At 67.1% G+C, this 25985-nt stretch carries 19 protein-coding genes; 9 read left to right on the top strand and 10 right to left on the bottom strand.

Going from position 1 to position 25985, the window contains the following annotated elements:
• Positions 1-28: 28 nt before the first annotated feature.
• Positions 29-883: an alpha/beta fold hydrolase gene (locus AC3WS4_RS20740; protein WP_053555642.1), complete on the bottom strand. Its 855-nt coding sequence runs from the start codon at positions 881-883 to the stop codon at positions 29-31.
• Position 884: 1 nt separating this feature from the next.
• Positions 885-1613: a class I SAM-dependent methyltransferase gene (locus tag AC3WS4_RS20735; RefSeq protein ID WP_053555641.1), complete on the bottom strand. Its 729-nt coding sequence runs from the start codon at positions 1611-1613 to the stop codon at positions 885-887.
• 91 nt (positions 1614-1704) lie between these two features.
• Between AC3WS4_RS20735 and AC3WS4_RS20730 the strand changes: the two genes are divergently transcribed.
• The gene (locus AC3WS4_RS20730) at positions 1705-2460 is read left to right on the top strand and encodes an AraC family transcriptional regulator (protein ID WP_171013501.1); all 756 of its coding nucleotides are present in this window, start codon (positions 1705-1707) and stop codon (positions 2458-2460) included.
• A gap of 83 nt (positions 2461-2543) precedes the next feature.
• Here AC3WS4_RS20730 and AC3WS4_RS20725 read toward each other — a convergent pair whose 3' ends face one another.
• A complete protein-coding gene (locus AC3WS4_RS20725) occupies positions 2544-3881 on the bottom strand; it encodes a tyrosine-type recombinase/integrase (RefSeq protein ID WP_053555637.1) in 1338 nt (445 codons plus the stop codon).
• A gap of 420 nt (positions 3882-4301) precedes the next feature.
• Here AC3WS4_RS20725 and AC3WS4_RS20720 point away from each other — a divergent pair, with 420 nt between their 5' ends.
• The 3 genes from AC3WS4_RS20720 to AC3WS4_RS20710 are packed head-to-tail and all read left to right on the top strand — an operon-like array spanning position 4302 to position 8799.
• The gene (locus AC3WS4_RS20720) at positions 4302-6410 is read left to right on the top strand and encodes a glycoside hydrolase family 5 protein (RefSeq protein WP_492737953.1); all 2109 of its coding nucleotides are present in this window, start codon (positions 4302-4304) and stop codon (positions 6408-6410) included.
• The gene (locus AC3WS4_RS20715; protein ID WP_492737951.1) at positions 6407-7303 is read left to right on the top strand and encodes an aldose 1-epimerase; all 897 of its coding nucleotides are present in this window, start codon (positions 6407-6409) and stop codon (positions 7301-7303) included. The genes AC3WS4_RS20720 and AC3WS4_RS20715 overlap by 4 nt, the downstream gene beginning before the upstream one ends.
• Entirely contained in the window at positions 7300-8799 is a 1500-nt protein-coding gene (locus AC3WS4_RS20710) for a tryptophan halogenase family protein (protein ID WP_492737949.1), read from the top strand. Before AC3WS4_RS20715 ends, AC3WS4_RS20710 begins: the two co-directional genes overlap by 4 nt.
• Here AC3WS4_RS20710 and AC3WS4_RS20705 read toward each other — a convergent pair.
• The 5 genes from AC3WS4_RS20705 to AC3WS4_RS20685 are packed head-to-tail and all read right to left on the bottom strand — an operon-like array spanning position 8796 to position 16746.
• On the bottom strand, positions 8796-9815 hold the full coding sequence (locus AC3WS4_RS20705) for a cupin-like domain-containing protein (RefSeq protein ID WP_492737947.1): 1020 nt from the start codon (positions 9813-9815) through the stop codon (positions 8796-8798). The genes AC3WS4_RS20710 and AC3WS4_RS20705 overlap by 4 nt on opposite strands.
• A complete protein-coding gene (locus tag AC3WS4_RS20700) occupies positions 9812-12307 on the bottom strand; it encodes a glycoside hydrolase family 3 protein (RefSeq protein WP_492737945.1) in 2496 nt (831 codons plus the stop codon). Before AC3WS4_RS20700 ends, AC3WS4_RS20705 begins: the two co-directional genes overlap by 4 nt.
• 7 nt (positions 12308-12314) lie before the next feature.
• On the bottom strand, positions 12315-13577 hold the full coding sequence (locus tag AC3WS4_RS20695; RefSeq protein WP_492737943.1) for a tryptophan 7-halogenase: 1263 nt from the start codon (positions 13575-13577) through the stop codon (positions 12315-12317).
• Positions 13574-15085, bottom strand: coding sequence for a tryptophan halogenase family protein (locus AC3WS4_RS20690; RefSeq protein ID WP_492737941.1), 1512 nt, complete (start codon positions 15083-15085; stop codon positions 13574-13576). Before AC3WS4_RS20690 ends, AC3WS4_RS20695 begins: the two co-directional genes overlap by 4 nt.
• Positions 15082-16746, bottom strand: a complete 1665-nt coding sequence (locus AC3WS4_RS20685; RefSeq protein ID WP_492737940.1) for a glycoside hydrolase family 43 protein — start codon at positions 16744-16746, stop codon at positions 15082-15084. Before AC3WS4_RS20685 ends, AC3WS4_RS20690 begins: the two co-directional genes overlap by 4 nt.
• Positions 16747-16927: 181 nt before the next feature.
• Here AC3WS4_RS20685 and AC3WS4_RS20680 point away from each other — a divergent pair, with 181 nt between their 5' ends.
• From AC3WS4_RS20680 to AC3WS4_RS20660, 5 genes are read left to right on the top strand one after another with little or no spacing between them, the layout of a single operon-like run.
• On the top strand, positions 16928-18067 hold the full coding sequence (locus AC3WS4_RS20680) for a fumarylacetoacetate hydrolase family protein (RefSeq protein WP_492737938.1): 1140 nt from the start codon (positions 16928-16930) through the stop codon (positions 18065-18067).
• A 16-nt stretch (positions 18068-18083) separates the two neighbouring features.
• Entirely contained in the window at positions 18084-19523 is a 1440-nt protein-coding gene (locus tag AC3WS4_RS20675) for an aldehyde dehydrogenase family protein (protein ID WP_492737936.1), read from the top strand.
• Positions 19524-19543: 20 nt separating this feature from the next.
• Positions 19544-20314, top strand: a complete 771-nt coding sequence (xylB, locus tag AC3WS4_RS20670) for a D-xylose 1-dehydrogenase (RefSeq protein WP_492737934.1) — start codon at positions 19544-19546, stop codon at positions 20312-20314.
• On the top strand, positions 20314-21189 hold the full coding sequence (locus AC3WS4_RS20665) for an SMP-30/gluconolactonase/LRE family protein (protein ID WP_492737933.1): 876 nt from the start codon (positions 20314-20316) through the stop codon (positions 21187-21189). Before xylB ends, AC3WS4_RS20665 begins: the two co-directional genes overlap by 1 nt.
• Positions 21186-23099: a sialate O-acetylesterase gene (locus tag AC3WS4_RS20660; RefSeq protein WP_492737931.1), complete on the top strand. Its 1914-nt coding sequence runs from the start codon at positions 21186-21188 to the stop codon at positions 23097-23099. Before AC3WS4_RS20665 ends, AC3WS4_RS20660 begins: the two co-directional genes overlap by 4 nt.
• Before the next feature lie 7 nt (positions 23100-23106).
• On the opposite strand, the gene AC3WS4_RS20655 is transcribed toward AC3WS4_RS20660, so the two are convergent.
• A complete protein-coding gene (locus AC3WS4_RS20655) occupies positions 23107-24888 on the bottom strand; it encodes an IlvD/Edd family dehydratase (protein WP_492737929.1) in 1782 nt (593 codons plus the stop codon).
• A complete protein-coding gene (locus AC3WS4_RS20650; protein ID WP_492742953.1) occupies positions 24885-25985 on the bottom strand; it encodes a LacI family DNA-binding transcriptional regulator in 1101 nt (366 codons plus the stop codon). The genes AC3WS4_RS20655 and AC3WS4_RS20650 overlap by 4 nt, the downstream gene beginning before the upstream one ends.

Genomic DNA, 25985 nt, shown 5'->3' with positions numbered 1-25985 from the left:
CTCGGCTACCTTGAGTGAAGCTCGGCGGTCAATCAGGGCCTGCTGATGCTGTGGGCAGCGGCGGAAGCTCGTTCAGGAATTCGCGGATGGCAGGCGCCAGGCATCGAGCGAAATCCTCGGCTGTCACGATCGCATCCGAGATTGCTGCCGCAGCCAGCTTGCCGTGCGGCAGCAGGTCAGCGAGCTGCTCCGCTAACGCTTGTGGATGCCTCTCGTCCATTCCTGGAATGATCAGCGTCGGCATTGCTATAGCTGCGAGTTCGCTAACGCTGCGGAAGGCGCGGTCATCACCTATTGCCGCGGCAGCCGCAATGCTGGCAGCATTGCTTCGCGGAATCGCGTCGTGAACCATCTCGCGAATGACTGGCGCCAAATTGGGCAGTATTGGCGCCCAGGCCGCATAAAGCCCTTCCTCGCGGACGCGCGCCGCGAACTCTCTCATAAATGCCGTTTCAGCTACTTTGGCCTCGTCGTCTTCGATGTCTTCAACGCTGATCAAAATGGCCGCTCTCACTCTCTCCCGATGGGCGAGTGCGGTTCGCAAAGTGATCGTGGCGCCGAGCCCCGCACCGCCGACAATGGCGGAATCTGCCTTCAGGTGATCGAGAAGCGCGATCACGTCGGCTGCGTAGGACGCCCAGGTGTGTTTCGCTTCCTCACTGCAAAGGGACCGGCCATAGCCACGGACATCGGGCAGCAGTACCGCATGCCGGTCGCACAGCTGGCGCGCCAAGGGTATCAAACTCTGGTGATCAGGGCCGCCGCCATGCATGAGCACAACGACGTTGGCGGTCGGCAGCCTGCGATAGGGATCTACAAGCGCAGCAAAGAGCGGCCAGCCGTCAGGTCCGGAATAGGTTATGTCGATTATGTCGGTCCGCATGCTAACCGCCACGAGCTGCCGAGAGGATGATCGCGCCGTCATCCGAAAGACCATTTAATCGGGCTATATCAAGCAGCCTCTCCAGATCGTCGCGCAATCCGCAAGGCTCCGGGATCTCGTGAAGCCTCTGTCTGGCCGATAATTCGATTTGGGAAACGGAGAGGGGCACGAGAAAAAGCCTACAAGAATAGTCGATCCTAAAGCCGGCGGTCAGAAATGGGGCGGCGAGATCAGCTGGCTGGGGGCAGGGATTGTGCACAAGACCGGCCCGACGGTCTATTACCTTTATCCATTCGTCATATAGCTGTGCTGCCAGCTGCGATGGAATGGCCGCATCATACCAGCAATCCAGCACCACGACACCCAAACGTGCGACCCGGATTGCCTCCTGAAGCCCCCTATGAAGGTTTTCCAGATGATGCGCGGCGTATTCCAAAGTCACCACATCAAAGCTTTGATCCGGGAATGGAAGTGTCTCTGCTCGGCCGAGGTGTATTTCCAGGCCTAGTGCGCGGCCTTCCTCTACGGCCTCTCCCTCCGGGTCTATGCCGACGCAGTGGGCGACATCGGCTTCGCCGAATAGCTGCAGCGAAGCACCATTGCCGCACCCTACATCCAGTATCGACGACGGCTTGAAGGCGAGCACACGCGATAGGAATTCTTTGCGATACTCCCCGTGCGGGCGAGGCATTTCTTCCGGCTCCCGCTGTTCGACCATCTTCAACGACATCTGCAACTCCACCTGATGGCGTCTGGTAGGCAATCCGCGTTGCGTCGGATATACGCTATCACGACAAAGAATATTCTGGATCGGACATATTGTGACAATTGCCGAAGCCGGGGCCGAGGCCCTCTCAGTGGACCGTTCGGTTTTTCCGGCGGGGTTCAGGGGCACGTGGCATGCCCATCCTGCCGCACAGCTCATCTATCCTAGCCGCGGTGTGATGATCCTCGAAACGGCGGCTGGATGCTGGGTGGTGCCGCCCCAGCAAGCCTGCTGGCTCCCTTCCAATGAAAATCACCGCGTGCAAACTTCAGCTGGCTTCGAAATGCTCAGCGTTTACTGTCGCGGCAGCGTGCTCCGCCGGCTGCCCGAGGCTCCCGGTGTCGTTGCGGTGAGTGGCCTCCTGCGCGAGTGCATCTTTGCCCTCGAAAAGGCAGCGCCGCGCTCCCGGCGCGTCAGTTTGGCGATCTTGTTCTCCCAGGAAGTGTCCGTCGAAATCGCGCCATCCCTATTCGTCCCTCAACTGCGGTCCTCGCGTCTCAGAAAAATCGAGACCGCTCTCTCGCGGGAGCCGGGGAATGACAAACCATTGTCGGAGTGGGCGAGCGAATTGGGCGCGAGCAGCAGGACCCTGGCTCGCGCATTCGAGCGTGAAGCGAATATGACTTTTACAGATTACAGAAGACAGGCGCGACTTCGGGCCGCCCTGGTTCGCTTGGCCGAAGGAGAGCCCATAACCAATATCGCCCTGGATTTGTCATTTGGCTCGGCCAGCAATTTCATCCGTATGTTCCGTCAGGCGACCGGCGTCACCCCGGGGAAGTATTTCCAAAGCCAGTCCAAGCGGAGGTAGATGGTCGAATTTCGGCGCGCCGCTAACTGCGGCTTGCGATCTGAATTCAAGCTTCCCTCCAAAATCGCGTAACCCTGTCCCAGCTAGGCTGCCTTGCGAATTGGTGCCTCCTGTCGATCGAGGAACTCGGAGAGAGCCGCCTTCCGCGATGCGCGATCGAGCGAATACGCACGCTGCTTGAAGATTCTTCCGTCGAGCAGGGCGGCAATGTAGCCGGCCAGTGTGTCGGCCGCCATAATCAACGCCGCGTCCAGGACATGGATATATTTGCTCGTTACCGACCCCTTCGCATGACCCATAAGGGCGGCGATGGTGACCTCGGTGAAGCCCAGGTCATTACCGATGCTGGCGAAGCTGTGGCGCAGAACATGCGCAGTGACGCCTTCGAGGGGCGAGCCCAGGAATATCTCGTCCCAATGGTTTGGAAAGCCGCCAAATGCCGTGTCCTCACCGCGCGGGCCAGGAAACACATATGTGCCATTGTCTTCGCCTTGATGCTGCTCGAGGAACTCTACAACCGGCAAGCCGACAGGGCGGACCGACTTTCCTTCCTTGCTCTCGGAGAGGCGAAGGCAACTTCCGTCGATATCGACATCGCACCATTTGAGATTGATAATCTCACCGCGTCGGCAACCTGTAAGTGCGATTTGCCGGATGATATCGATCGTCGGGCCGAACTTCTCGATTTGCGCAGCGGCCTTGAGCATGCGGCCAAGAATTCGATACTCGCCGTCGTTGAGACGCCGCGAACGGACATTGTCTTTGGGACGCTTGATGCCATGCGCGGGATTGCTGTCGATGATGCCGAGATCGACGGCATAGGTCAGTATTCCGCCAATCAACCCCAGCGTCCGAGCCGCCGTGCCTGGCCCACCCCGCACATTGGCGCGGCCGCGGAGCTTTTTGGTCTTGATGAAGGCTTTGGTCTTCCCCGCCATGATATCGCGCATGGCTTTCGTGAGGATCGCCTTAGTGAGGTCTTTGACCCGGCGGGATCCGAGGAGCGGGATGACGTGCCGTTCGATCCGGCCCAGATCGATGTCGACGGTCGATTGCTTCTTCGGGCGGCCCCCTTTGCCCAGAATGAGTCCATCCCTGAGATCCTGCATGTAGAGCTCGCATAGCTCCTTCATCGACATCGCTTTGTTGAGTTCGGCCCGTTCTTCGGCAGGGTCCTCGCCTTGAGCAACCCTACCGAGCTGGGACTTGGCCTCCCGCCTGGCAGTTTCCGGGGTCCAGACTCCATGGATGCCGATCGTGTAACGACGCGAGCGGCCTCCGGCGCGATACTGAATGAGGTAGCTGCGCTTGCCGGTGGGGAATATCCGGAGCCCGAAGCCAATTAGTTCATCGTCCCAGAGGACATAATCTTTCGTCTCTGCTACAGCTGCATCGACAACGCGCTTGGTCAGTTTGACCATCGAGCCTACTCCCGTTTGGCCCGGTTTTCGCGTAAGCACCACGTAAGCACGCGGAAGGAAATCAGGGCGAATTCAAGGTTACGGCAGCGCAGATCGACAAATCAAGAATAGCGTTTTATTATAGTGGCTTAGGCTAGAAAAACTTGCTCTGGCGTAGGCTGGCGCAAACATGCTAGTACCCCCTCCGAAGGCAGAGGCCAGGGGTTCGAATCCCTTCGGGTGCGCCATTTCTCCCCATCGCAAAAATCGCGCACACGATTTCCTTCCCGCGCCAGCGGAATATCGGCGGCCGCGATCCGATCGCCCCCGTAACGATGCCGCGATCGGATCGTGGCAGTATCGCTTTGACCTCGCGTGCTGGTAGCGCTACCAAATACTTGCGAACTGTGAACGATATGACAGTCGAAGGGAGAAACGGGGATGAAGAAGGCGATGGTCCTGATCGCGGCGATGACGTGCCTGTCGTTGCCCGCCGCCGGTCTGGCGGCGCCGCGTGGCCTGCCGGTCGGCCAGTGCATCAACATGGGCAACAGCCTCGAGCCGCCGACCGAAACGGGATGGGGCGGGCATGCGATCGCCGATGCGGATTTCGCCAATATCGCCGGGGCGGGTTTCAAGACGATCCGCCTGCCGGTGCGGTGGGACAGCCATGCCGCGAAGGATGCCCCCTATACGATCGAACCCACCTTCCTCGCGCGCGTGAAGCATGTCGTCGGCGCGGCGCAGGCGGCGGGGCTGAACGTCATCCTCGACAGCCATAATTTCGAATCGATGCACAGCGACCCGATCGGCAGCGGCCCCCGCTTCGCCGGCATCTGGAAACAGATCGGGGTCGCCTTTGCCGGGCAGTCGACCGCGACGCTGTGGTTCGAACTCGAGAATGAACCGCACGACAAATTCACCAACGCCAACCTGCTCGAAGCCTTGTCGCCGGCGCTCGCCGCGGTGCGCGCGACCAATCCCGACCGGCCGGTGATCATCGGCGGCGAATATTGGAGCGGGATCGATTCCCTCGCGACGCTCACGCTGCCCGACGATCCGAATGTCTATCCGACTTTTCACTATTATGAGCCGTTCCAGTTCACCCATCAGGGCGCCGAATGGGTCGATCCGTCGCCGCCGCTCGGTCGCGCCTATGGCATCGGCGACGATGCCGAACGGCTGGTGCGCGATGTCCAGAAGATTCGCGATTACACCGCGCGCACCGGCCTGCTGCCCTTCATGGGCGAGACGGGCGCGCATACGACGGTGCCGCTCGACCAACGGGTGCAATATCATGCCGCGGTGACCAAGGCCTTCGCCCCGCTCGGCGTCGGCATGTGCATGTGGGCCTATACCAACACCTTTCCCTTCTATGACAGCGACAAGAAGGCGTGGCTGCCCGGACTGCGCGGCGCGGTCGGGCTTCCCGATGCGACCACCGCGCCGGCATCCGCCGCCGCGTCGCCGGCCCCTGTCGCGGCCGGCGAGCGGCAACCCACAGCCGAACTGCAGGCGCTCGACGACAGTCTGCCGGGCACCCTGATCAACGACCCGTCGGCGCTCGACTGGTCGACCTTCGGCACGATCATGAAGGCGAAGACCGTCAAATCGGCGAACATCCCCGGCGGCGGCGCGGCGATGCAATTCACGCTGCAGTCGCTGGGCGTCGCGGCCTATGACGCCGGCGCCAATGTCCCGATTCGCACCGCACTGCGCGGCAAGGGCGAGTATGTCGCGGCCTTCTGGGCGCGCACGGTCAAGTCCGACGCGCCCGACGGCAAGGGGCGGATCGGCGTCCGCTTTCAGCAGAATGTCGCGCCCTATGCGGGGTTCGGCGACACCGTCCTGACCGTCGGGTCCGAATGGCAGCTCTACGAAATCGCCGCGACGGCCGATCGCGATGTGCCCAGGGGGCAGGCGGTGCTCGGACTCCAGTTGGCGGGTGCGCGACAGACGGTCGAGATCGGCCAGGTGATCATCGTCGAGGGCGCCAAATCGATCCGTCAGGCCGCGGCGCCGGCGGCGCCCGCCGCTGACCCCGAACTGCCGCCGCAACTGGTGGGCAAGGGCGCCCTGCTCAACGATCCGGCGAACCGCGACTGGCTGCTCTATGGTGAGAAACAGGTGGCGAAGGCGACGACGACCAACGTCTATGGCCGCGTCGCGACCTTGCTGACGGTCAGCGCGGCGGGGGCCAACGCCTATGACGCGGGTGCCGCCGTCCCGCTGCGCGATGGAATCGCGGTCGGCGACCGGCTGCGCATAGCGATCCTCGCGCGCACCGTGTCGGCATCGACCCCCGACGGGCAGGGCAAGCTGGCGATCCGGCTGCAGCAGAATGGGGCGCCTTACGATGGCTTTGCCGACAATATATTGGTCGTCGGGCCGAACTGGCGGCTTTACCAGATCGGGACCACGGCATCGCTGGCGCTCGCCGCGGGCAAGGGGCAGCTCGCGCTGCACACCGCCGGGGCGGCGCAGGCGATCGAGATCGGCCCCGTCTATGTCTTGCGCGAAGGGACGCCTTCGGCTGGAATGAGGGAATGACGCCAGCGCCGCCGTTCGACACATTCCGATTGACGGCGGGCGCGGCGGAGCTGGTGCTGGCCCCCGCCGCCGGCGGCGCCATCCTGTCTTGGCGGGTCGACGGCCAGCCGATGCTCCACGACGCGCGGGCGGCGGCGGCACCGGGGTGGAGCCCGCTCGACATGGCGAGTTTCCCGCTCGTGCCTTTCTCGAACCGCATCGGCAGCGGCGCCTTTCTGTGGGATGGCGTCCGTCACCAACTGCCGCCAAGCGCCTTGCCCGACCGTCATGCGATCCACGGCGTCGGCTGGCGGCGGGCGTGGCGGGTGGTCGAAAGCGCCGCCGACCGCGCGCTGCTGCGTCATGACCATGACGCCAGTGCCGACTGGCCGTGGCCCTATGCCGCCGAGCAGCGGTTTCGGCTGACCGCGTTCGGGCTGGAGATCGCGATGACCGCGACTAACGCCGCCGATCGCCCGGTGCCGCTGGCGTTCGGTCTGCACCCCTATTTCGACGCGGCGGGCGCGCATCTGCGATTTGCCGCGTCGCCGATCTGGCGGTCGGGCATCGACGGCCTGCCCGCGCGGTCCGAGCCGCCCGGGGCGGACAGCGATTTTCGCGCGGGCCTGGCGGTGGCGGCGACCGACCTCGACAATGGTTATGACGGCTGGGACGGGCGCGCCGCGATATGGTGGGCCGGTCGCCCCTATGCGCTGCGCATCACCTCCGACCTGCCGTGCGCCGTCGTCTATACCCCGGCATCGGCGGACTTCTTCTGCTTCGAGCCGGTGCCGCACAGCAACAATGCGCTGAACCTCGCGGGCGAAGGCCGCGCGATGCCGGTCGTGACGCCCGGCGAGGCCTTTTCCGCCCATGTCCGCTTCGAAGTCCTGCCCCGCGAGGCCGTCCAATGACCGATCCCATCCGCACCATCGTCATCGTCGGCGGCGGCACCGCCGGCTGGATGGCCGCCGCCGCCGCGGCGCGCTTTTTGAACGACGGCCAGCGGCGCATCCTGCTCGTCGAATCCGATGCGATCGGCACCGTCGGGGTCGGCGAGGCGACGATCCCGCCGATCCGCGATTTCAACCGCATGCTCGGCATCGACGAGGCCGAGTTCATCCGCGAAACCGGCGCGACTTTCAAACTGGGGATCGAATTCGTCGACTGGGGCGCGCTCGGCGAGCGCTATCTGCACCCCTTCGGCGATCCGGGGCATAATTTCGAGGGCATCGCCTTTCACCAATATTGGCTGAAGCACCGCCACGATCCGCGCATCGGGCCGTTCACCGACTATTTCATCACCGACGCCGCTGTGCGCCATCGCGGCTGTGCGCCGCAAAGCGGTGACCCGCGCTCGCCGCTCCACCAGATGGCGGCGGCCTATCATTTCGACGCCGCGCTTTACGCCGCCTATCTGCGCCGCCGCGCCGAGGCAGCGGGCGTCACGCGCATCGAGGGGCGGATCGAGCGCGTGACGCGCGACCCCGCGAGCGGGCATGTCGCGGCGCTGCACCTCGCCGACGGGCGCGATGTCACGGGCGATTTCTTCATCGACTGCTCGGGTTTCGTCAGCCTGCTTCTGGGCAAGGAAATGGGGGTCGCGTATCGCGACTGGTCGCGCTGGTTGCCGTGCGACCGCGCGTTCGCGGTGCCGTCGGCGCGAACCGATCCGCTGATCCCGGCGACGCGCGCCACCGCGCATGGTTTCGGCTGGCAATGGCGCATCCCACTCCAGCATCGCACCGGCAACGGCATCGTCTGGTCGAGCGCCTATGCGAGCGATGACGAAGCGCGCGACACGCTGCTCGCGAATCTGGACAGTGAACCGCTCGCCGAACCGCGCCCGCTGCGTTTCACCGCCGGGGTGCGCGAGCGTTTGTGGGAGGGCAATGTCGTCGCGCTGGGGCTCGCCGGCGGCTTCATCGAACCGCTCGAATCGACGAGCATCCATCTGATCCAGACCGGGATCAACAAGCTGTTCTGGCTGTTTCCCGACAGGAACTTCAGCGCGGTCGAGCGCGACGAATATAACCGGCTGATGATCGATCAATATGAATATGTCCGCGACTTCATCATATTGCATTATAAGGCGACGGCGCGGAAAGACACGCCCTTCTGGCGCGACATGGCGACGATGGAGATCCCCGACAGTCTGGCGCAGAAGATCGAGCTGTTCCGTACCAAGGGCCGCATCCGCCGTTTCGACCATGACCTGTTCGGCGTCGCCAACTGGGCGGCGGTGATGCTGGGGCAGAATATCGTGCCCGACGGCTATGACCCGCTGGTCGATGCGACCGACGACGACCGGATCGTCGCCGCGATGCAACGGATCGCGTCGGTGTTCGACCAGCAGGCCCGCGCGATGCCGCCGCACGCCGACTATATCGCGCGACTGGTCGCGCGTTAACGCGGCCCCATCAGCCCGCGCAGCACGAAGTTGCGGATCGTCTCGTCGCGCTCGGGCGACGCTGCGCCCTGCACGCCGCGCGCATGCGGCGGCAGATGATCGGCGGCCGCCGCGCCGTCATCGCCGAAGATAAAATGGTCGAACCAGGTCCGCCACGCCGCGCGCTCGGCGGCGGGCAGGTCGCGGATCGCGAGCAGCGCATGGGCAAAGGCGAGCAGGGGCGAGCTCCCCGCGCGCGCGTCGAACCAGTAATTGACCATCAGGTTGAGCGGTCCCGTGGCGCGGATATTGTGCCACCACAGCGACGGGATGAAAATCGCATCGCCGGGGCCGAGGGTCGCGACCTGGGCCGCGGCGATCGCGCCGGCGAAGCGCGGGTACCGCACGAGGTCGGGGTCGTCGACCGCGACCATGCTCACCGGCTGCCCCGCCGGGGTCTTGTTGAGCGGGCCGAGGTAGAGGTTCGCCACCTGCTCGGGCGGAAACAGGACGAAGCGGCGGACACCCGACACGACAACGGCGACATTGTCCGACTGGTCGAAATGGGTCGCGATATGGCTGTCGTTGCCGATCCACATCCGCGGCGTCGCCCCCGGGGTGTCGAGGGGAAGGCGGTGGTCGGCCAGGAAGCCCGGCATGAAGTCGGCGGCGGCGACCGACCCGGCGTAAAAGCTCGGCGGGGCGGCCTGTTCGCGTGCCCACAGCAGCCGGTCGAGCAGCGGCCCGACGCGCGCCTGTTCGGTGCGGAAATTGAATCCCGCCATATCGTCGCGATAGAAATAATGGCCGGCCATGCCCGGCGGCGCGGTGAAGACGTTCATCGCCGCGCCCTCGCCATAGCCTTTGAGCAATTGCGCCATCGCATCGGGTCCGGCGCGGCCCGCGGCGACCGCGGGCCAGTGGGCGGCCAGCCCGCGCAGCACCAGCGGACGCGCACCCGCCTCGGCCAGCGCGGCCGCGGCCTTGGGTGCCTCGACCGCGGCAACCGGCGCGGCGCTGGCAAGCCAGTCGCTCATGGGCAGGGGATCATGACATCCGCGGTCGACGCCAGCCGGACGTCGGCGAGGCTGAAGCGCGCCGCGCCATCGGTGGTCAGCCGGAAGGGAGTCTCGACCCGGGTCATGTCGGCGCCTTTAGCAGCAAAGCATTTGAGCGGCACGCCATAGCTGCGCCATTCGCCGAGCGGCGCGGTCGCCAGCGCGGCGAAGGGAATCGCGGTCCGGTTGAAGACCAGCATCGCCGTTTCTGCCGGGGGTTGGTCGACGCGCATCGTCGCGACCAGCAGCAAGTCGCCATTGCTTTCGCGCGTCAGTTCAACGGGCGCGTGGCTCGACACTTCGACCGTCGCGGGGCCGCCCGCGATCGCGAACTGCCGGGCGCCTTCCTGCACGATATGGTCGGTCGCGGTGACGGTGACCCGGCCGCCGAGCGCCTTGGCCGGGACGCTGCTGATCCGTGTCGTGTCGCCCGCGCCGTCCATCACGCGTAGCGACCAGGACGCAGCGGGGACGCCGCGCGCGAACCAGTTGGTGCCGCTGTCGCTGTCCGCGACCCCGGGGTCTTCGGACAATCGGGTCCATGCCCTGTCGTCCGCCAGTCCGAGCCCATAGCCGAAGGGGAACAGCACCGGTCCGTCGGCGCGCGCGGTGGCGGGCCAGGCGGTGGGCAATTTGCCGGTAAAGTCGAAGCGCGCTTTGCCGTCCTTGCCCGCGATCAGCAGGTCGGCGACACCCGCGCCTTCGGAGCCCGGAAGCCATGCCGCGACAAAGGCGTCCGCGGTGTTGAGTTCGGGGTTCATGAACAGCGGGCGCCCGCTGATCATCACCGCGATGACCGGTACGCCCTGCGCCTTCAGTTTCTGCATCGTCGCGAACGGCGCGCGCAGTTCGGGGCGGAGCTGGAGTGTTTTCAGGTCGCCCTGGAATTCGGCATAGGGGGTCTCGCCGAACACGATGATCGCGGCGTCGGGCTTTTTCCGATAGGCGCCGTCGGGGGCCAGCTCGGCGCTGCTGCCCGCCGCCCTCACCGCATCGTCGATCCCCTTCCAGATCGACGTCGCGCCGGGGAAATTGGCGTTGGTGACGTCGGTGCCCTGCCAGCTGATCGTCCAGCCGCCCGACTGGCGCCCGATATCGTCGGCGGCGTCCCCCGCGACCAGCACATGGCTGCCCGGCTTGATCGGCAAAACGCCGCCCTGATCCTTCAGCAGCACCAGCGACTTGCGCACCGCCTCGCGCGCGATCGCGCGGTGGTCGGGGGCACCGAGCAAATCCCATTGCCCGGCACAGCGCCGGCTCGACGGCTTACCGGCCTCGAACAGCCCGAGCCGCATCTTGACGCGCAGGATGCGCGCGACCGCATCGTCGAGCCGCGCCATCGGCACCGTGCCGTCCTTCGCCTGTGCGACGAGCGAGGTCCACATCGCCTTCCAGCTGTCGGGCGCCATCACCATGTCGAGCCCGGCGTTGATCACCTGCGGACATGATGCGTTGGTGCATCCGGCGACCTGGCCATGCGCATTCCAGTCGCTGACGAGGAAACCGTCGAAACCCATATGGTCTTTCAACAGGTCGGTGAGCAGCGACTTGTTGCCGGTGTTCTTGACCCCGTTCCAGCCCGAGAAGCTGACCATGATCGTCGCCACGCCCTCGCTGAGGGCGGGCACATAGGGGGCGCCGTGAATATCGCGGAGCTGCTCTTCGCTGATCCGCGCATCGCCCTGGTCGCGCCCGTCGACGGTGCCGCCGTCGGCGAGGAAATGTTTGGTCGAGGCGATGACATAGGGACCCTTGAGCAGGTCGCGGCCGTCGGCGGGGCCCTGCAGCCCGCGCACCATGCGCCCGACATAGTCGCTGACCAGCGCCGGGTCGGAAGAATAGCCCTCATAGGCGCGGCCCCAGCGATAATCCTGCGGCACGGTGACGGTCGGGGCGAAGGTCCATTCCATGCCCGTGGTGCGGATTTCGAGCGCGGTCGCCTGCGCGATGCGCTCGATCAGATCGGGATCGCGCGCCGCGCCCAGCCCGACATTGTGCGGGAACAGCGTCGCGCCGATGATATTGCTGTGGCCATGCACCGCGTCGGTGCCCCAGATGATCGGGATGGCGACGCCGCCGCTGCTGTCCACCGACGCGGCGTAGAAGGCGTCGGCGAGCGCGAGCCATTTTTCGGGTGGTGCCAGATCGTCGCCCCAAGGCCCACTGCTGCCGCCGTTGAGGATCGATCCCAGATGATAGGTGCGCGCGTCTTCCGGTGTCGCGCTGCCGATATCGGCCTGGACGATCTGGCCGACCTTCTCCTCGATCGTCATGCGCGCGATCAGCGCCGCGATGCGCGCCTCGGTCGCGGCATCGCGCGGCAAAGGCCATTTCGGCGCGGGCCATTTTTCGGGGTGCGCCGTCGCCTCGGGCGGCGTCGGGGCGAGCAGCAACGGCTTTTCCTGTGCGGCCCCCTGCACCGCGCAGGCGGATGAAAGCAGGGGGAGCAGCCAGACATGCTTGCGCATCATGATCCTCTCATTGGGGTGCCGCGCGGGCGATGGTCGTTCGGACGATGTCGGGGGGCAGCGCGAGCGCGGTCGGGTCGAGCCGGCGCGGCGGCGGGCGCAGCGCCATCAGTCGGGCGAGCCACTGGCCGGGGGCGATCGGATCGAGTTCGCGCGGCGCAACCCGCCCGCGCGCGTCGAAGGCATCGAGGATTGCGGCGAGGCCGTCGGGGCGCGCGGCGTCCCCGCTGGCGAGACAGAGGCTGCTCCAGTCAGCGAGCGCGTCCTGCGCGATCGCGGTGCGCCGGACATATTCGCGCGTGTCGCTCCCCGCGCCGCCGGGCCGCGGCAGCAGCGCGATGACGCGCAAGATGTCCTCAAGCGCATGGCCCAGCAGGCTGCCGTCGGCGGCGGGGACGCGGACCGCGGCCGCGCCGATCGCGACGGCATTGCCATGCCAGCTTTGCGCGAGATGACCGGGCGCGGGGCCGCCGCCGGGTGCGATCGTCGCGCGCCAGCGGCGCGTTTGCCAGTCGAGTCCGTCGGGCGTCGTCGCCAGCACCTCCTCGCCGACCGCCCCGCCGCCTCCGGGCGCGACGGCAAGCGTCAGCGCCGGAAGCCATGGCGACCAGTCGTGCCAGCCGATGTCCAGCGCCGACAGCAGGCGCGAGCATGGACCGGCGGCGTCGATGTAAAGATCGGCGGTCAGTGTCTCGCCCGCCGGGGTGACGATGCCCGCTATCGCCGCGCCGTCGGTCTCGACCCCGATCCTGTCAACATCGTGCCGAGCGATACCGAGCGCCGCCGCCATCTCGCCGAGCAGCGCGGCATAGGCGGGCGCATCGAACCGCGCGCCGAAGCCGCCCTCGTCGCCGCGCGCATCGCGCAGCGCGAGCAGCATCGCGGCGAAATCGGGCGCCGCGTCGTCGCTCTCGGCGCGGTGGCGAAGCCAGATCTGGTGGAGCGCGACCCCCTCGACAAAGGCTATGGCCGCCGTGCTCGCCTCGCGAACCTCGCTGCCGTCGGCGCGGGCATAGCGGCGCAGGAAGACAGGCTCGGCGCCGGCGCGGCGCACGAACAGCGCCGGGTCGAGTCCGATCTGGCGGTGAAACTTGTGGATGACCGGGCTGGCCGCGCCGAGCCGGTCGATCCAGCCGTCCTCGTCGCCGGGCAGCTGGGCGAGCGTGATCGCGGCATTGGGCAGGGCGCGACGCAGCGCGATCGCGGCGGCGAGGCCGACGATGCCGTCGCCGACGACGAGGACCGAGCGGGTCAGGGTGCGCGCGCCGGTCATGCCGCCTCCCACGCCCCGGCTTGGCGCAGATATTCGGCATGGTCGGGCCAGGCGGCGACGCGCTGGCGGATCGCGCCGCCGAGCTCGGCGAGCGAAGCCGCGATGCGATCCTGCGGCGGGATATCGGCGCGCTGGTCGTAACCCTGCGGCACCACCCCCTGGCCGAGATAGACGGCGATCCAGCTCGCTTCGAGGAACAGCCCCTCGGTATACAGCTCGACGCGCCCGCTCTCCTTCCACAGCGCCATCTTGCGTTCGAGTTCGGGGGGCAGCGCCATCGTGCGGACATGGTTCCAGAAGTCCGAATCGTCGCGCCGCGTCGCATGATAGTGGAGGATCAGGAAGTCGCGGATACGGTCATATTCGCGGTCGACCAGCGCGTTGAAACTGTCGCGATCGCACGCGTCGATCCGGCGCTGCGGAAACAGCTCGACCAGCCGCGTGACCGCTTGCTGGACGAGGTGAATGCTCGTCGATTCGAGCGGTTCGAGGAAGCCGCTGGCGAGCCCGATCGCGACGACGTTGCGATCCCAGCTTTTCGTCCGCCGCCCGGCGCGAAAGCGCAGCACGCGCGGGTCGGCGAGCGGCTCGCCCTCGACTGCGCCGAGGATCGCGGCGCACGCCTCATCCTCCGACACATGATTGCTGGAAAAGACATAGCCGTTGCCGACGCGGTGCTGGAGCGGGATGCGCCAGCGCCAGCCGGCGGGCATCGCGGTCGCGCGCGTATAGGGTTCGATCGGACCGTCGGGCGCGGCACAGGGCAGGGCGGCGGCGCGGTCGCACGGCAACCATTCCGACCAATCCTCCCATGGCGATTGCAGGGTTTCACCGATCAGCAGCGCGCGAAAGCCCGAGCAGTCGATGAACAGGTCGCCTTCAATCACATCGCCGCGATCGGTGCGCAGCCGGGCGACATCGCCGCTCGCCCCGTCGCGTTCGACCGCGACGACCTTGCCCTCGGTGCGCCGGGTGCCATGCGCCTCGGCGAAGCGGCGCAGCATCGGCGCCATGCGGGTGGCGTCGAACTGATAGGCATAGCTGTAGCTGCTATCGAGGAGGTCGCCGCCCTCCGGGACCGGGGCGAAGCGTTTGCCGCGTGCCGCGACGATCGGCAGCGAGAAATCGCAGATCGGCGGGACCTGTCCCGCGGCCTGCATCCGCAGCCAATAATGGTGGAAACCGACCCCCGCTATGTCGGTGCCATAAGCCCCGAAGGGATGAATATAGCGCTCGCCGATCGCGCCGAAATCGACGAAGTCGATGCCGAGCTTGAAGGTCGCGCGGGTGGTGCGCATGAATTCCATCTCGTCGAGGCCGAGGCGGCGGATGAATTCGCGCAGATGCGGCAGGGTCGCTTCGCCGACCCCGACGATGCCGATTTCCTCGGACTCGATCAGCTCGATGTCGGCCTGTCCGGGCAGCAATTTGGCGAGCGCGGCGGCGGTCATCCAGCCGGCGGTGCCGCCGCCCAATATGACGACGCGGACGGGGGCGGGGGCGTTCAAGGCGCCGCGTCCGCGCGCGCGGCGTGCGGGCCGATCACCGCGCCGGTGAACAGGCCGGCGCCGACGGTCGCGAGGATCGACGCGTCGACCCCGGTCGCGAGTTGCTGCCAGTCGGCGGCGCCGTGCACGCGCCACCGCAGGTCGGCCTTGTCACGCTTGATGCGGACCTGCAGGTCGATCGCTCCCGGCGTCTTGTCGTCGAGCGCGACGCGGCTCGTCACCACGCCGTCCGCCGCTTCGCCGTCGCCGGCGCGGCGGCGCACGACGATCGCGTCGCCGTCCGCCAGTCGCTCGCGGCCGAGGAAGAGGAAATGATTCTCGTCGGTGAGCGCGAGCAGTCCGGCACGGTCGCCGACCGCCTGCGGTGCGAAAGCGACGCTGGTCTCGATCACCGCGTCATGGTGGCGCAATCTTTTGCCGACGAAGCTCGGCTGATCCAGCGATCCCGCGGCGACCGGCCGTGCGGTCAGATGCAGCGCGCCGCGCTGGTCCGACAGGCTCCACCAGTTTCGCCCGCGTGGCGTGCGCAGCATCATCCAGTCGAGCGCGAGCCGGCTGTCGTCGAATTCGTCGCGCCAGTCGTCGAGGCCGTCGCCCGCGAACGCCGGCAGGGCGGGGCGCCTGGCGGTCGGCGTCACCGCCACCCCCGGTGGCAATATCTTCGGCCAGCCGGCCTTCCAGGTCACCGGCAACAGGAAGGTCTCGCGCCCCAAATTGGTCTGCTGTCCCGCATAGGGGCGTGTCGCGAGGAACACCGCCCACCAGCTGCCGTCGGCGATCTGCACGAAATCGGCGTGGCCGGTCGCCTGCACCGGCCACGCGCGGCCTTCGGGCAGGTCGCGCTGGGTCAGGATCGGATTGTGCGGGCCCGCGACATAGGGTCCGGTCACCGTCTCGGCGCGGTAGATCGTCTGGCTGTGCCGGTCGGCGGTGCCGCCCTCGGCCGCGGTCAGATAATAGAAACGCCCGACCTTGTAGATATGCGGCCCCTCGGCCCACACCGGCTTGTCGGCGACGACGACGCCCTTGTCGACGAGCAGGGTGCGTGTCGCGGCCATCTTCATCGCGGCAAGGTCGATCTGCTGGATCCATAGCGCGCGGTGGCCGTCATATTCGGGCTCGCCGGGCGGCGCGTCATTATAGGCGATCCACGCGCGGCCATCGTCATCGACGAACAGCGACGGGTCGATGCCGCCGAATTCGAGCCAATGCGGGTCGGACCAGGGACCGGCGGGATCGTCGGCGGTGATGATGAAATTGCCGCCGCAGTCGATGCAGGTGTTGACGATATAGAAACGGTCGCCGTGGTGGCTGATCGCCGGCGCGAACAGGCCGCGCGTCACCCCGACCTTGCCGATCGCCAGCTGGCCGGGCCGGTCGATCGCATTGCCGATCTGGCGCCAGTGGACGAGGTCGCGGCTGTGGTAGACCGGCAGGCCCGGGAACCAGCTGAAGGTCGAATTGACCAGATAAAAATCGTCGCCGACGCGGACGACCGACGGGTCGGGCTGGAACCCCGGTAGAACCGGATTGGCGAATTCACCGGGTTTCGGGGCAGATGATTCGGCGTCGGGCGTGCCCGAATAGGCGACATAGTCGAAGCGAGCGACCGGCGCGGCGGCACTCTGCGCGGCGACCGGTGTGGTCGCCAGCGCCAACACCAGCGCTGACGCCGGCCAAGCAATATTGCGCCAACCTGGCAACCCGTTCCTCCCGCCCCATGCGTCCGGTCGGGCATCCCTCCCTCGCGGCGCATGATTTTCTATCGCCAACCTTGACACGATCCCCTAGAGCGTGATGGTAGCGCTATCACAACAATGGCTGCGGGGAGGTTTCAGGTCAATGGGTTTTGCGTTGAGGGCCGTTTTGCCGTCTGATTGGCGCACCGCGCGCCTGCTCGGGCGAGTCGATTTTGGTGCGGGGCCGACCCCCGTGCTGATCGACGGTGGCACGCTCCATGACCTCACCCCCAGCGCCGCGACGGTATCGGCGGCGATCGCGCGGCGACAATGGCTGCCCGAACATGGCGAGCCGGTGTGCGAACTCGACGCGGACGCCCCGGCGCTGCCCGACGGCGCGACCTTGCTCAGTCCCATCGACCTGCAATGCATCAAGGCGGCGGGGGTGACCTTCGCCGTCTCGGCGATCGAACGGGTGATCGAGGAGCGCGCGCGCGGCGACGCCTCGCAGGCGGCGACCATCCGCGCCGGGCTGGAGCAGCATGTCGGACAGGGCATAAGATCGGTCGTTCCCGGCTCGCCCGAGGCCGCGGCGCTCAAGGCGGCGCTGATCGCCGAGGGCATGTGGTCGCAATATCTGGAGGTCGCGATCGGCCCCGATGCCGAGGTCTTCACCAAGTCGGCGGTGCTCTCGTCGGTCGGTTATGGCGCCCCGATCGGCGTGCGGTCGGATTCGAGCTGGAACAATCCTGAACCCGAAATCGCGCTGATCATGGACGGCGCGGGTCAGGCGGTCGGCGCGACCTTGGGCAACGACGTGAATCTTCGCGATTTCGAGGGTCGCTCGGCGTTGCTGCTCGGCAAGGCGAAGGACAATAATGCCTCGGCCGCGCTCGGCCCCTTCATCCGCCTGTTCGACGACGGCTTCACCATCGACGATGTCCGGGGTGCCGAGGTCGACCTGCGGATCGAGGGCGCCGACGGCTATGTGCTGACCGGCCACAACCATATGGGGCAGATCAGCCGCGATCCGCTCGACCTCGCGGCGCAGGCGCGCAGCGAGCATCATTATCCCGACGGCTATGCGCTCTATCTCGGCACCTTGTTCGCGCCGACCCAGGACCGCGACGTCGTCGGCGGCGGTTTCACCCACAAGGTCGGCGACCGGGTGACGATCTCGGCCGAACGGCTGGGGACGCTGGAGAATATCGTCACCACATCGCGCGATGCCCCCGCCTGGACGCTGGGCATCGCGGCCCTGTTCCGCAATCTGGCGAGCCGCGGGCTCATCGATCGCATCTGAAGGATTCGACTGCACAATGACTTTGAAGCTTGGCCATTTGATAAACGGCGAACGCATCGGCGCCGACAGCGCGGCGCTGGAAAGCCTGAACCCGTCGAATACCGACGAGGTCGTGGCGCTGTTCCCGGCGGGTGACGCCGCCGCGGTCGATGCCGCGGTCGCCGCCGCGCGCGCCGCGCAGCCGGGCTGGGCCTATGCCTCACCCGAAGTCCGCGCCGACCTGCTCGACAAGGTCGCGGCGACGATCATGGCGCGCGCCGCCGAACTCGGCGAACTGCTCGCGCGCGAGGAAGGGAAGACCCGCGCCGAGGGCATGGGCGAAGTGATGCGCGCCGCGCGCATCTTCCGCTATTTCGGCGGCGAGGCGCTGCGCCGTCACGGCCAGACGCTCGAATCGACGCGCCCCGGGCTCGACGTCGCGACCTATCGCGAGGCGGTCGGCGTCTATGGCCTTATCACGCCGTGGAATTTTCCGATCGCGATCCCGGCGTGGAAGGCCGCTCCCGCACTCGCCTTCGGCAATGCGGTGGTGATGAAACCCGCCAATGTGACACCGGCGACCGCGAGCGCGCTCGCCGACATCATCGTCGAATGCGGCGCGCCGCCGGGAGTGTTCAACCTCGTTCTGGGGCAGGGCCAGGTCGGCGCAGCGATCGCCGATCATCCCGATGTCGACGCCATCTCCTTCACCGGCTCGCAGGGAGTCGGGGCGAAGGTCGGCATGGCGGCGATGGCGCGGCAGGCGCGGGTGCAGCTCGAAATGGGCGGCAAGAACCCGCTTGTCATCCTCGCCGATGCCGATCTCGACAAGGCGGTCGCCATCGCGCTCGACGGCGGCTTTTTCCAGACCGGGCAGCGCTGCACCGCCTCGTCGCGGGTGATCGTCGAGGATGCGATACACGACCGTTTCGTTGCCGCACTGGCGGAAAAGGCCAAAGGGCTGCGCGTCGGCGCGGCGCTCGACCCCGAAACGCAGGTCGGTCCCGCCGCGAGCGAAGCGCAGTTCGAGCAGAATCTGCGCTATGCGAAGATCGCCGTCGACGAAGGCGGGCGCTGTGTCACCGGCGGTGACGCGGTGAAGGCGGACACCCCGGGCTATTATATGGCGCCGACACTGATCGCCGACACCGATCCCGATATGCGGATCAACAATGAAGAGGTGTTCGGCCCCGTTGTCTCGACGGTGCGGGTGAAGGATTATGACGCCGCGCTCGAACTCGCCAACGCCGGCGAGTTCGGCCTGTCGTCGGGCATCGTCACCAACAGCCAGAAACACGCTCGCCATTTTCGCAAACATGTCCGCGCCGGGATGGTGATGGTCAACCTGCCGACCGCCGGGGTCGATTATCATGTGCCGTTCGGCGGGACGCGAAAATCGAGCTATGGTGCGCGCGAACAGGGCTTTGCCGCGGTCGAATTCTACACCCAGATCAAAACGGTCTACACGGGGGATTGAGCGTGCTGACTCGGGCGACCATGATCGACAAATCGGCGGCGACATATCCCAGCCTCGCGGGCAAGCGCGTGCTGGTGACCGGCGGCGCGACCGGGATAGGCGAAGCGCTGGTGACCGGCTTTGCGGAACAGGGCGCGCATGTCGCCTTCCTCGACATGCAGGGCGACGCGGGCGCCGCGCTGGTCGAACGGCTGTCGGGCGCGGTGGCGGTGGCGCCGCGCTTCGCGCTGTGCGACCTCACCGACCTCGCCAGCCTCGACCGGACCGTCGCGGCGCTTCGCGCCGACGTCGGCGACTTTGACATATTGCTCAACAATGCGGCAAGCGACGATCGTCACGCGATCGGCGATGTGACCCCCGCCTATTGGGACGAAAGGATCGCGGTCAACCTGCGCCACCTCTTCTTCGCGGCGCAGGCGGTGATCCCGGGGATGAAGGCCGCCGGGGGCGGATCGATCCTCAATTTCGGGTCGATCAGCTGGCATCTCGCGCTGCCCGACCTTGTCCTCTACCAGACCGCCAAGGCCGCGATCGAGGGCATGACGCGGTCGATGGCGCGCGAACTCGGCGCCGACAACATCCGCGTCAACACGATCATCCCCGGCAATGTCGAAACCCCGCGCCAGGCGCAATGGTACACCCCCGAGGGCGAGGCCGAGATCATCGCGGCGCAATGTCTGAAGGCGCGCATCCAGCCTGCCGATATCGCGGCGATGGCGCTGTTCCTCGCCTCCGACGACGCGCGCATGTGCACCGGCCACGATTATTGGGTCGACGCGGGCTGGCGCTGATGGCGATCACGCCCGAACCGGTCGCCTTTCCCTCGACGTCGCTGGGCGAGGGGCCGGTATGGGACGCCGCGCGGCAGCGCCTGTGGTTCGTCGACATCAAGCTGCGCCGGCTTTTCTGCTTCGACCCCGCGTCGTCGACACTCGACCAATGGGACGCGCCGGGCGAAATCGGCTGGGCGCTGCCGGCCGACGACGGGCGGCTGCTCTGCGGGTTGCAGGATGGGCTCCACTGGTTTGACCCGGCGCGCGGCGCATTCGCCGCATGGCTGGCGGTCGAGGCGGATGTGCCCGGGAACAGGCTCAACGATGCGTGCAGCGATGCCACCGGTGCGGTCTGGTTCGGGTCGATGGATAACGCGTGCGTCGCCGAAACCGGCAGCTTCTATCGACTGGCGGCGCGGCATGTCGAGCAAGCTGGGCCGAGCAAGGTCGCGATCACCAACGGCCCCGCCATCGCGCCCGACGGTGCGACGATCTATTTCACCGACACGATGGCCGGGAAAATCTGGGCCGCGACGATCGGGGCGGACGGGATGCCCGGCGCGCTGCGACCATTTGTGACCTTCAGCGGCGATATGGGGCACCCCGACGGATCGATCACCGACGCGGCGGGCAATATCTGGGTCGGCTGCTACGCCGGCTGGGCGGCACGCTGTTTCGACCCGGCGGGCGAGGAAATTGCGGAGGTCGATTTCCCGACCGCCAACATCACCAAGCTCGCCTTTGGCGGCGCCGACCTCGCGACGCTCTATGCGACCTCGGCGCATCAGGAAATGACCGACGCCGAACGCGCCGCGCAGCCGCTCGCGGGCGCGCTCTTCGCCTTTCGGCCGGAGGTCGGTGGCCATCCGCTGCCGCTGGTGCGCGCGTCGTGATCGGTCGCGCGCTGATCGCTTTGGTCGCGGCCTTCGCGGCTTTTCCCTCAGCGGCGCAAGTCGTGCTGGCGCCCGCTTTTACCGACCACGCCGTGATCCAGCGCGGCCAGCCGATCCCGGTCGCAGGCACCGCGGCGCCGGGCGAAAAGCTGACCATCGAACTGGCCGGTAACAGGGCAACCGCGACCGCCGACCGCGACGGGGCGTGGCAGGCGCGCCTGGCCGCGCTTTCGGCGGGCGGCCCCTATGACCTTGTCATTCGCGGCGCCGACGGACGCGCGGTCGCGACGGCGAAAGACGTCATGCTCGGCGATGTCTGGCTCTGTTCGGGCCAGTCGAACATGGAATTGCCGGTGCGCCGCGCGCTCGATTTCGACAATCAGGCGGGCGGTTTTGCCGCCCCCGGCCTGCGGCTGCTGACGGTCGAAAAGGCGACGGCGACGGTGCCGCAAACCCGCTTTTCCGCCGCGCCGTCGTGGCTGCTGGCGTCGGCCGACAGCGTCCCCGATTTTTCCGCCGCCTGTTACTATATGGCGCGTGACCTGCGCGCGGCGCGTGGGGTCGCGATCGGCGCGATCGACGCGACCTGGGGCGGCACGCAGATCCGGGCCTGGCTCGCCCCCGCGGCGACGCGGACGATCTATGGCGAGGGCGAGGCCGACCTGCTCGCGCTCTACACGCGCGATCCGCTCGCGGCGAATCAGGCGTTTTTTCCGCGCTGGGCCGACTGGTGGCGAAAACTCAGCGGCGATGCGCCGGGGAACGAGCCGTGGATCAGGCCCGACCGCCTGACATGGACGCCCTTTCCCGCGATGTCCTATTGGGACGAGTGGAAGGGGACCGACTTCCAGCGTTTCAACGGTTATGTCTGGGCCCGGCGCAGCGTAACGTTGACCGCCGCACAGGCCGCCCAGGGCGCGACGCTCTCGCTTGGCGTGATCGACGACAGCGACGAGACTTTCGTCAACGGCCAGGTGGTCGCCAACACATTCAGCTGGTCCGACGCGCGCCATTATGCCGTTCCCGCCGGCCACTGGCGCGCGGGGGTCAACGAGATCGTCGTGCTGGTCGGCGACAGCTGGGGCAATGGCGGGTTCCAGGGACCCGCCGACGCGCTGAAACTGCGCTTCGCCGATGGCAGCACCATTCCGCTCGGCGAGGGCTGGTCCTACGCGATCGCGACGACGCAGGCCGGCGGCGCCCCGCGCCCGCCTTGGGACCAGATCGCCGGGCTGGGCCTGATCCACAATGCGATGGTCGCGCCGCTCGGCGCGATCCGCCTCGACGGCATCGCCTGGTATCAGGGCGAGGCCGATGTCGGCATACCGAAATATGACGCACGGCTCGCCGCGTTGATCGGCGGCTGGCGCGGGCAGTTCGGCCGGACCGACTTGCCGGTGCTGGTCGTCGGCCTCGCCAATTTCGGCGCGCCGGCGGTGAAACCGGTTGAGAGCGGCTGGGCGCTGCTCCGCGACGAACAGCGCCGCGCCGCCGACACGATATCGGGCGTGACGCTGGTCCCGGCGCTCGACCTTGGCGAGCGGCTCGATATCCATCCCGCGAACAAGATCGAACTCGGCCACCGGCTCGCCCGCGCTGCTGAGGGCAAGCCGCTGCCCCGCGTCACCGGCGCAGCGAGGCAGGGCGATATCATCGTCGTGCGGTTCGAAGGGGTGACCGGGGCGCTGGCGAGCTGGAGCAGCGACCGGGCGATCGGCTTCGAATTGTGCGCTGATGCCGCGGGCAGCTGCCGTTTCGCCGCCGCCGTTGCCGACGGCGCGACGGTGCGGATCGCCGCCGACGGCCAGCCGGCGACGCGTGTCCGCTATGCCTGGGCCGATACGCCGATCGTCAACCTGTTCGACGCCGCCAACCTGCCCGTCACCAGCTTCGAGATCCCGATCCGCTGATCGCGTCTCAATGATTGTGGCGCGGTAGCGTCTTCGATGTCTGGCGATATTTCAGCGCGAATTCCATCACCCCGCCCTCGCCAAGCTGGCCGGTCTTTTCGCGGAACAACTCTTCCCACGGCGTGTTGCTCGGCGGGATGTCGGGCAGTCCGTCGCCCTGACGCCGCGCGATCTCTTCGACATCGACCAGCATGTCGCACGTCCCGGCGTTCAGATCGACCCGGATCATGTCGCCGCTGCGCAACCACGCCAGTCCGCCCCCCGCCGCGCTTTCGGGCGAGGCGTTGAGGATCGACGGGCTGTCCGACGTTCCCGACTGGCGCCCGTCGCCCAGCGTCGGCAACCATGATATGCCGCGCTGGATCAGCGCATCGGGCGGTTGCATATTGACCACTTCGGCCGATCCCGGCCAGCCGAGAATGCCCGACGAGCGCATCACCAGGATGCAATGTTCGTCGATGGCGAGCGCCGGGTCGTTGATCCGGCGGTGATAATCGTCCGACCCGTCGAACACGACCGCGCGCGCCTCGAAAACCCCTTCGGCGCCGGGGCGCGACAGATAGCGGGTGCGAAATTCGTCCGAGATCACCGACGTCTTCATCACCGCGAAATCGAACAAATTGCCCTTCAGGGTCAAGAATCCCGCCTTTGCCTGCAACGGATCGGCGAAGGGGCGGATCATTTCACGGTCGCCGCTTTCGTGCCCCGCCAGATTGTCGGCGATGCTGCGCCCCGTCACCGTCAGGCAGTCGCCAATCAGCTTGCCGGCGTTCAGCAACTCCCACATTGCCGCGGGAACCCCGCCGGCGCGGTGGAAGCGTTCGCCCAGATATTGCCCCGCCGGCTGCATGTTGACCAGCAAAGGCAGGTCGTAACCATGGTCGGTCCACACCGCGGGCTCGAGCTCGATCCCCGCGTGCCGCGCCATCGCGACGATATGCGGCTGAGCATTGCTCGACCCGCCGCACACGCTGACGGTGGCGATCGCGTTGAGGAAGGCCGCGCGGGTCAGGATGCGCGACGGGCGCAAATCCTCATGCACCATTTCGACGATGCGGCGCCCGGTGCGATAGGCATATTGGCCGCGCTCGCGGTACGGCGCCGGGATCGCGGCGCAGCCGGTGAGCGACAGCCCCAGCGCCTCGGCGACCGCGTTCATCGTCGACGCGGTGCCCATCGAATTGCAATGGCCCAATGACGGCGCGCTCGACGTCGCGCGATCGAGGAATTCGGCCTCGTCGATCAGCCCCGCCGACAGCGCGCGGCGGCTGCGCCAGATCACCGTCCCCGATCCGACCAGTTCGCCGTCGTGCCAGCCGTCGAGCATCGGCCCGCCCGACAGCACGATCGCCGGGATGTCGACCGTGGTCGCCGCCATCACCTGTGACGGCGTCGTCTTGTCGCAGCCGGTGGTGAGCACGACGGCATCGAGCGGATAGCCGTTCAAAATCTCGACAAGCCCCAGATAGGCGAGGTTGCGGTCGAGCGCCGCGGTCGGGCGGCGGCAATTTTCGAAGATCGGGTGGACGGGGAATTCGATCGGGATACCGCCCGCGTCGCGGATTCCGTCGCGGACGCGCCTGGCGAGGTCGACATGGACACGGTTGCACGGCGACAGGTCGCTGCCCGATTGCGCGATGCCGATGATCGGCTTGCCCGACTGCAACTCCTCGGGGGTCGTGCCGTAATTCATGAAGCGCTCGAGATAGAGCGCGGTCATGTCCCAGCGGTCGGGGTTGTCGAACCAGTCGCGCGACCGCAGTCTGGGGGGCTGGCCGGGCGCCGTCACCGCCGCTCCACACCCTTCGCCGCGCGCGTCGCGAGGCTCGGCGCCGCGTCGGATTCGCGGCGGATCAAAGCATAGGGCAGGGTCATCTGCTGTTCCTCGGCGCGCTCGCCCGCCTTGCGCGCGCGCATGATGGTGGCGATCGCGGCGACCGCCCAGGCGGTCATCTCGCGGATCGGCTGGCGGATCGTCGTCAGTTCGGGCCAGATCGTGCTCGCCATCGCGGTATCGTCGAAGCCGCAGACGGTGATGTCGTTCGGCACGTCGAGGTGGCGCCGGTGCGCGACCGCGACGGTCGCCGCCGCCATATCGTCGTTCGAGGCGAAAATCGCGGTCGGTCGCGGATCGACCGCGAGCAGCCGCTCGGCGCCATCCATCCCCGACCGATAGCTGAAACGCCCCTGCACGATCAGTTCGTCGAGGACGGCGAGTCCGGCGTCGGTCATCGCGGCGCGATATCCGTTCAAGCGGCGACCGCTGGCGACCTGTTCGGGATTTCCGATGATGAAACCGATGCGTTCATGCCCCAGGTCGATGATATGCTTGGTCATGTCGTACGCGGCCTGGAAATCGTCGATCATCACCGCGCCGTGCGATCCGGTCGCCTTGCCCGGTCCGACCGCGATCGCGATCGCATCGAGTTCGCTGACCAGGTCGAGCACGCTCTGGTCGTCGCACAAGGGCGGCGGCAGGATGAAGCCCTTGATGCCGCCCTGCGTCAGGTTGCGCATCAGCGCCTGCGCGTCGGCGACGTCGAGGCAGCTTTGCACGATCAGGTGGATATCGCTGCGCGTCGCTTCTTCGAGCGCGCCCATCAGAAATTCGCTGAGGTACGACGCCGACGGATTGTCGAAGAGCAGCGCGATCCGCAATTGCTCGCCGCCAGCGAGGCTGCGCGCGGCGCGGTTCGGCATGTAACGCAGCGCGGTGATCGCCTCCATCACCTGCTGCCGCGTCGCGGCGCGGACGTTGGAATCGCCGTTGATCACGCGGCTCACCGTCATCGGCGAACAGCCCGCCGCGGCGGCGACGTCGGAAATGGTCGGGGCCTTGCCCTGGCGGCGGCCCTGACGGGGCATGGTAGCGCTCTTTTGGCTCAT

The organism is Sphingopyxis sp. EU05-FHT14B03 (genome assembly GCF_058790875.1).
This window is presented reverse-complemented; position numbering and strand designations above follow the sequence as displayed.

Coding starts and splice junctions, on each gene's coding strand:
- AC3WS4_RS20675 (WP_492737936.1), top strand. CDS start 18,084: ATGACTTTGAAGCTTGGCCATTTGATAAACGGCGAACGCATCGGCGCC.
- AC3WS4_RS20705 (WP_492737947.1), bottom strand. CDS start 9,815: ATGAGCGACTGGCTTGCCAGCGCCGCGCCGGTTGCCGCGGTCGAGGCA.
- xylB (WP_492737934.1), top strand. CDS start 19,544: ATGATCGACAAATCGGCGGCGACATATCCCAGCCTCGCGGGCAAGCGC.
- AC3WS4_RS20720 (WP_492737953.1), top strand. CDS start 4,302: ATGAAGAAGGCGATGGTCCTGATCGCGGCGATGACGTGCCTGTCGTTG.
- AC3WS4_RS20740 (WP_053555642.1), bottom strand. CDS start 883: ATGCGGACCGACATAATCGACATAACCTATTCCGGACCTGACGGCTGG.
- AC3WS4_RS20715 (WP_492737951.1), top strand. CDS start 6,407: ATGACGCCAGCGCCGCCGTTCGACACATTCCGATTGACGGCGGGCGCG.
- AC3WS4_RS20735 (WP_053555641.1), bottom strand. CDS start 1,613: ATGTCGTTGAAGATGGTCGAACAGCGGGAGCCGGAAGAAATGCCTCGC.
- AC3WS4_RS20665 (WP_492737933.1), top strand. CDS start 20,314: ATGGCGATCACGCCCGAACCGGTCGCCTTTCCCTCGACGTCGCTGGGC.
- AC3WS4_RS20700 (WP_492737945.1), bottom strand. CDS start 12,307: ATGATGCGCAAGCATGTCTGGCTGCTCCCCCTGCTTTCATCCGCCTGC.
- AC3WS4_RS20710 (WP_492737949.1), top strand. CDS start 7,300: ATGACCGATCCCATCCGCACCATCGTCATCGTCGGCGGCGGCACCGCC.
- AC3WS4_RS20725 (WP_053555637.1), bottom strand. CDS start 3,881: ATGGTCAAACTGACCAAGCGCGTTGTCGATGCAGCTGTAGCAGAGACG.
- AC3WS4_RS20680 (WP_492737938.1), top strand. CDS start 16,928: ATGGGTTTTGCGTTGAGGGCCGTTTTGCCGTCTGATTGGCGCACCGCG.
- AC3WS4_RS20695 (WP_492737943.1), bottom strand. CDS start 13,577: ATGACCGGCGCGCGCACCCTGACCCGCTCGGTCCTCGTCGTCGGCGAC.
- AC3WS4_RS20650 (WP_492742953.1), bottom strand. CDS start 25,985: ATGAGCCAAAAGAGCGCTACCATGCCCCGTCAGGGCCGCCGCCAGGGC.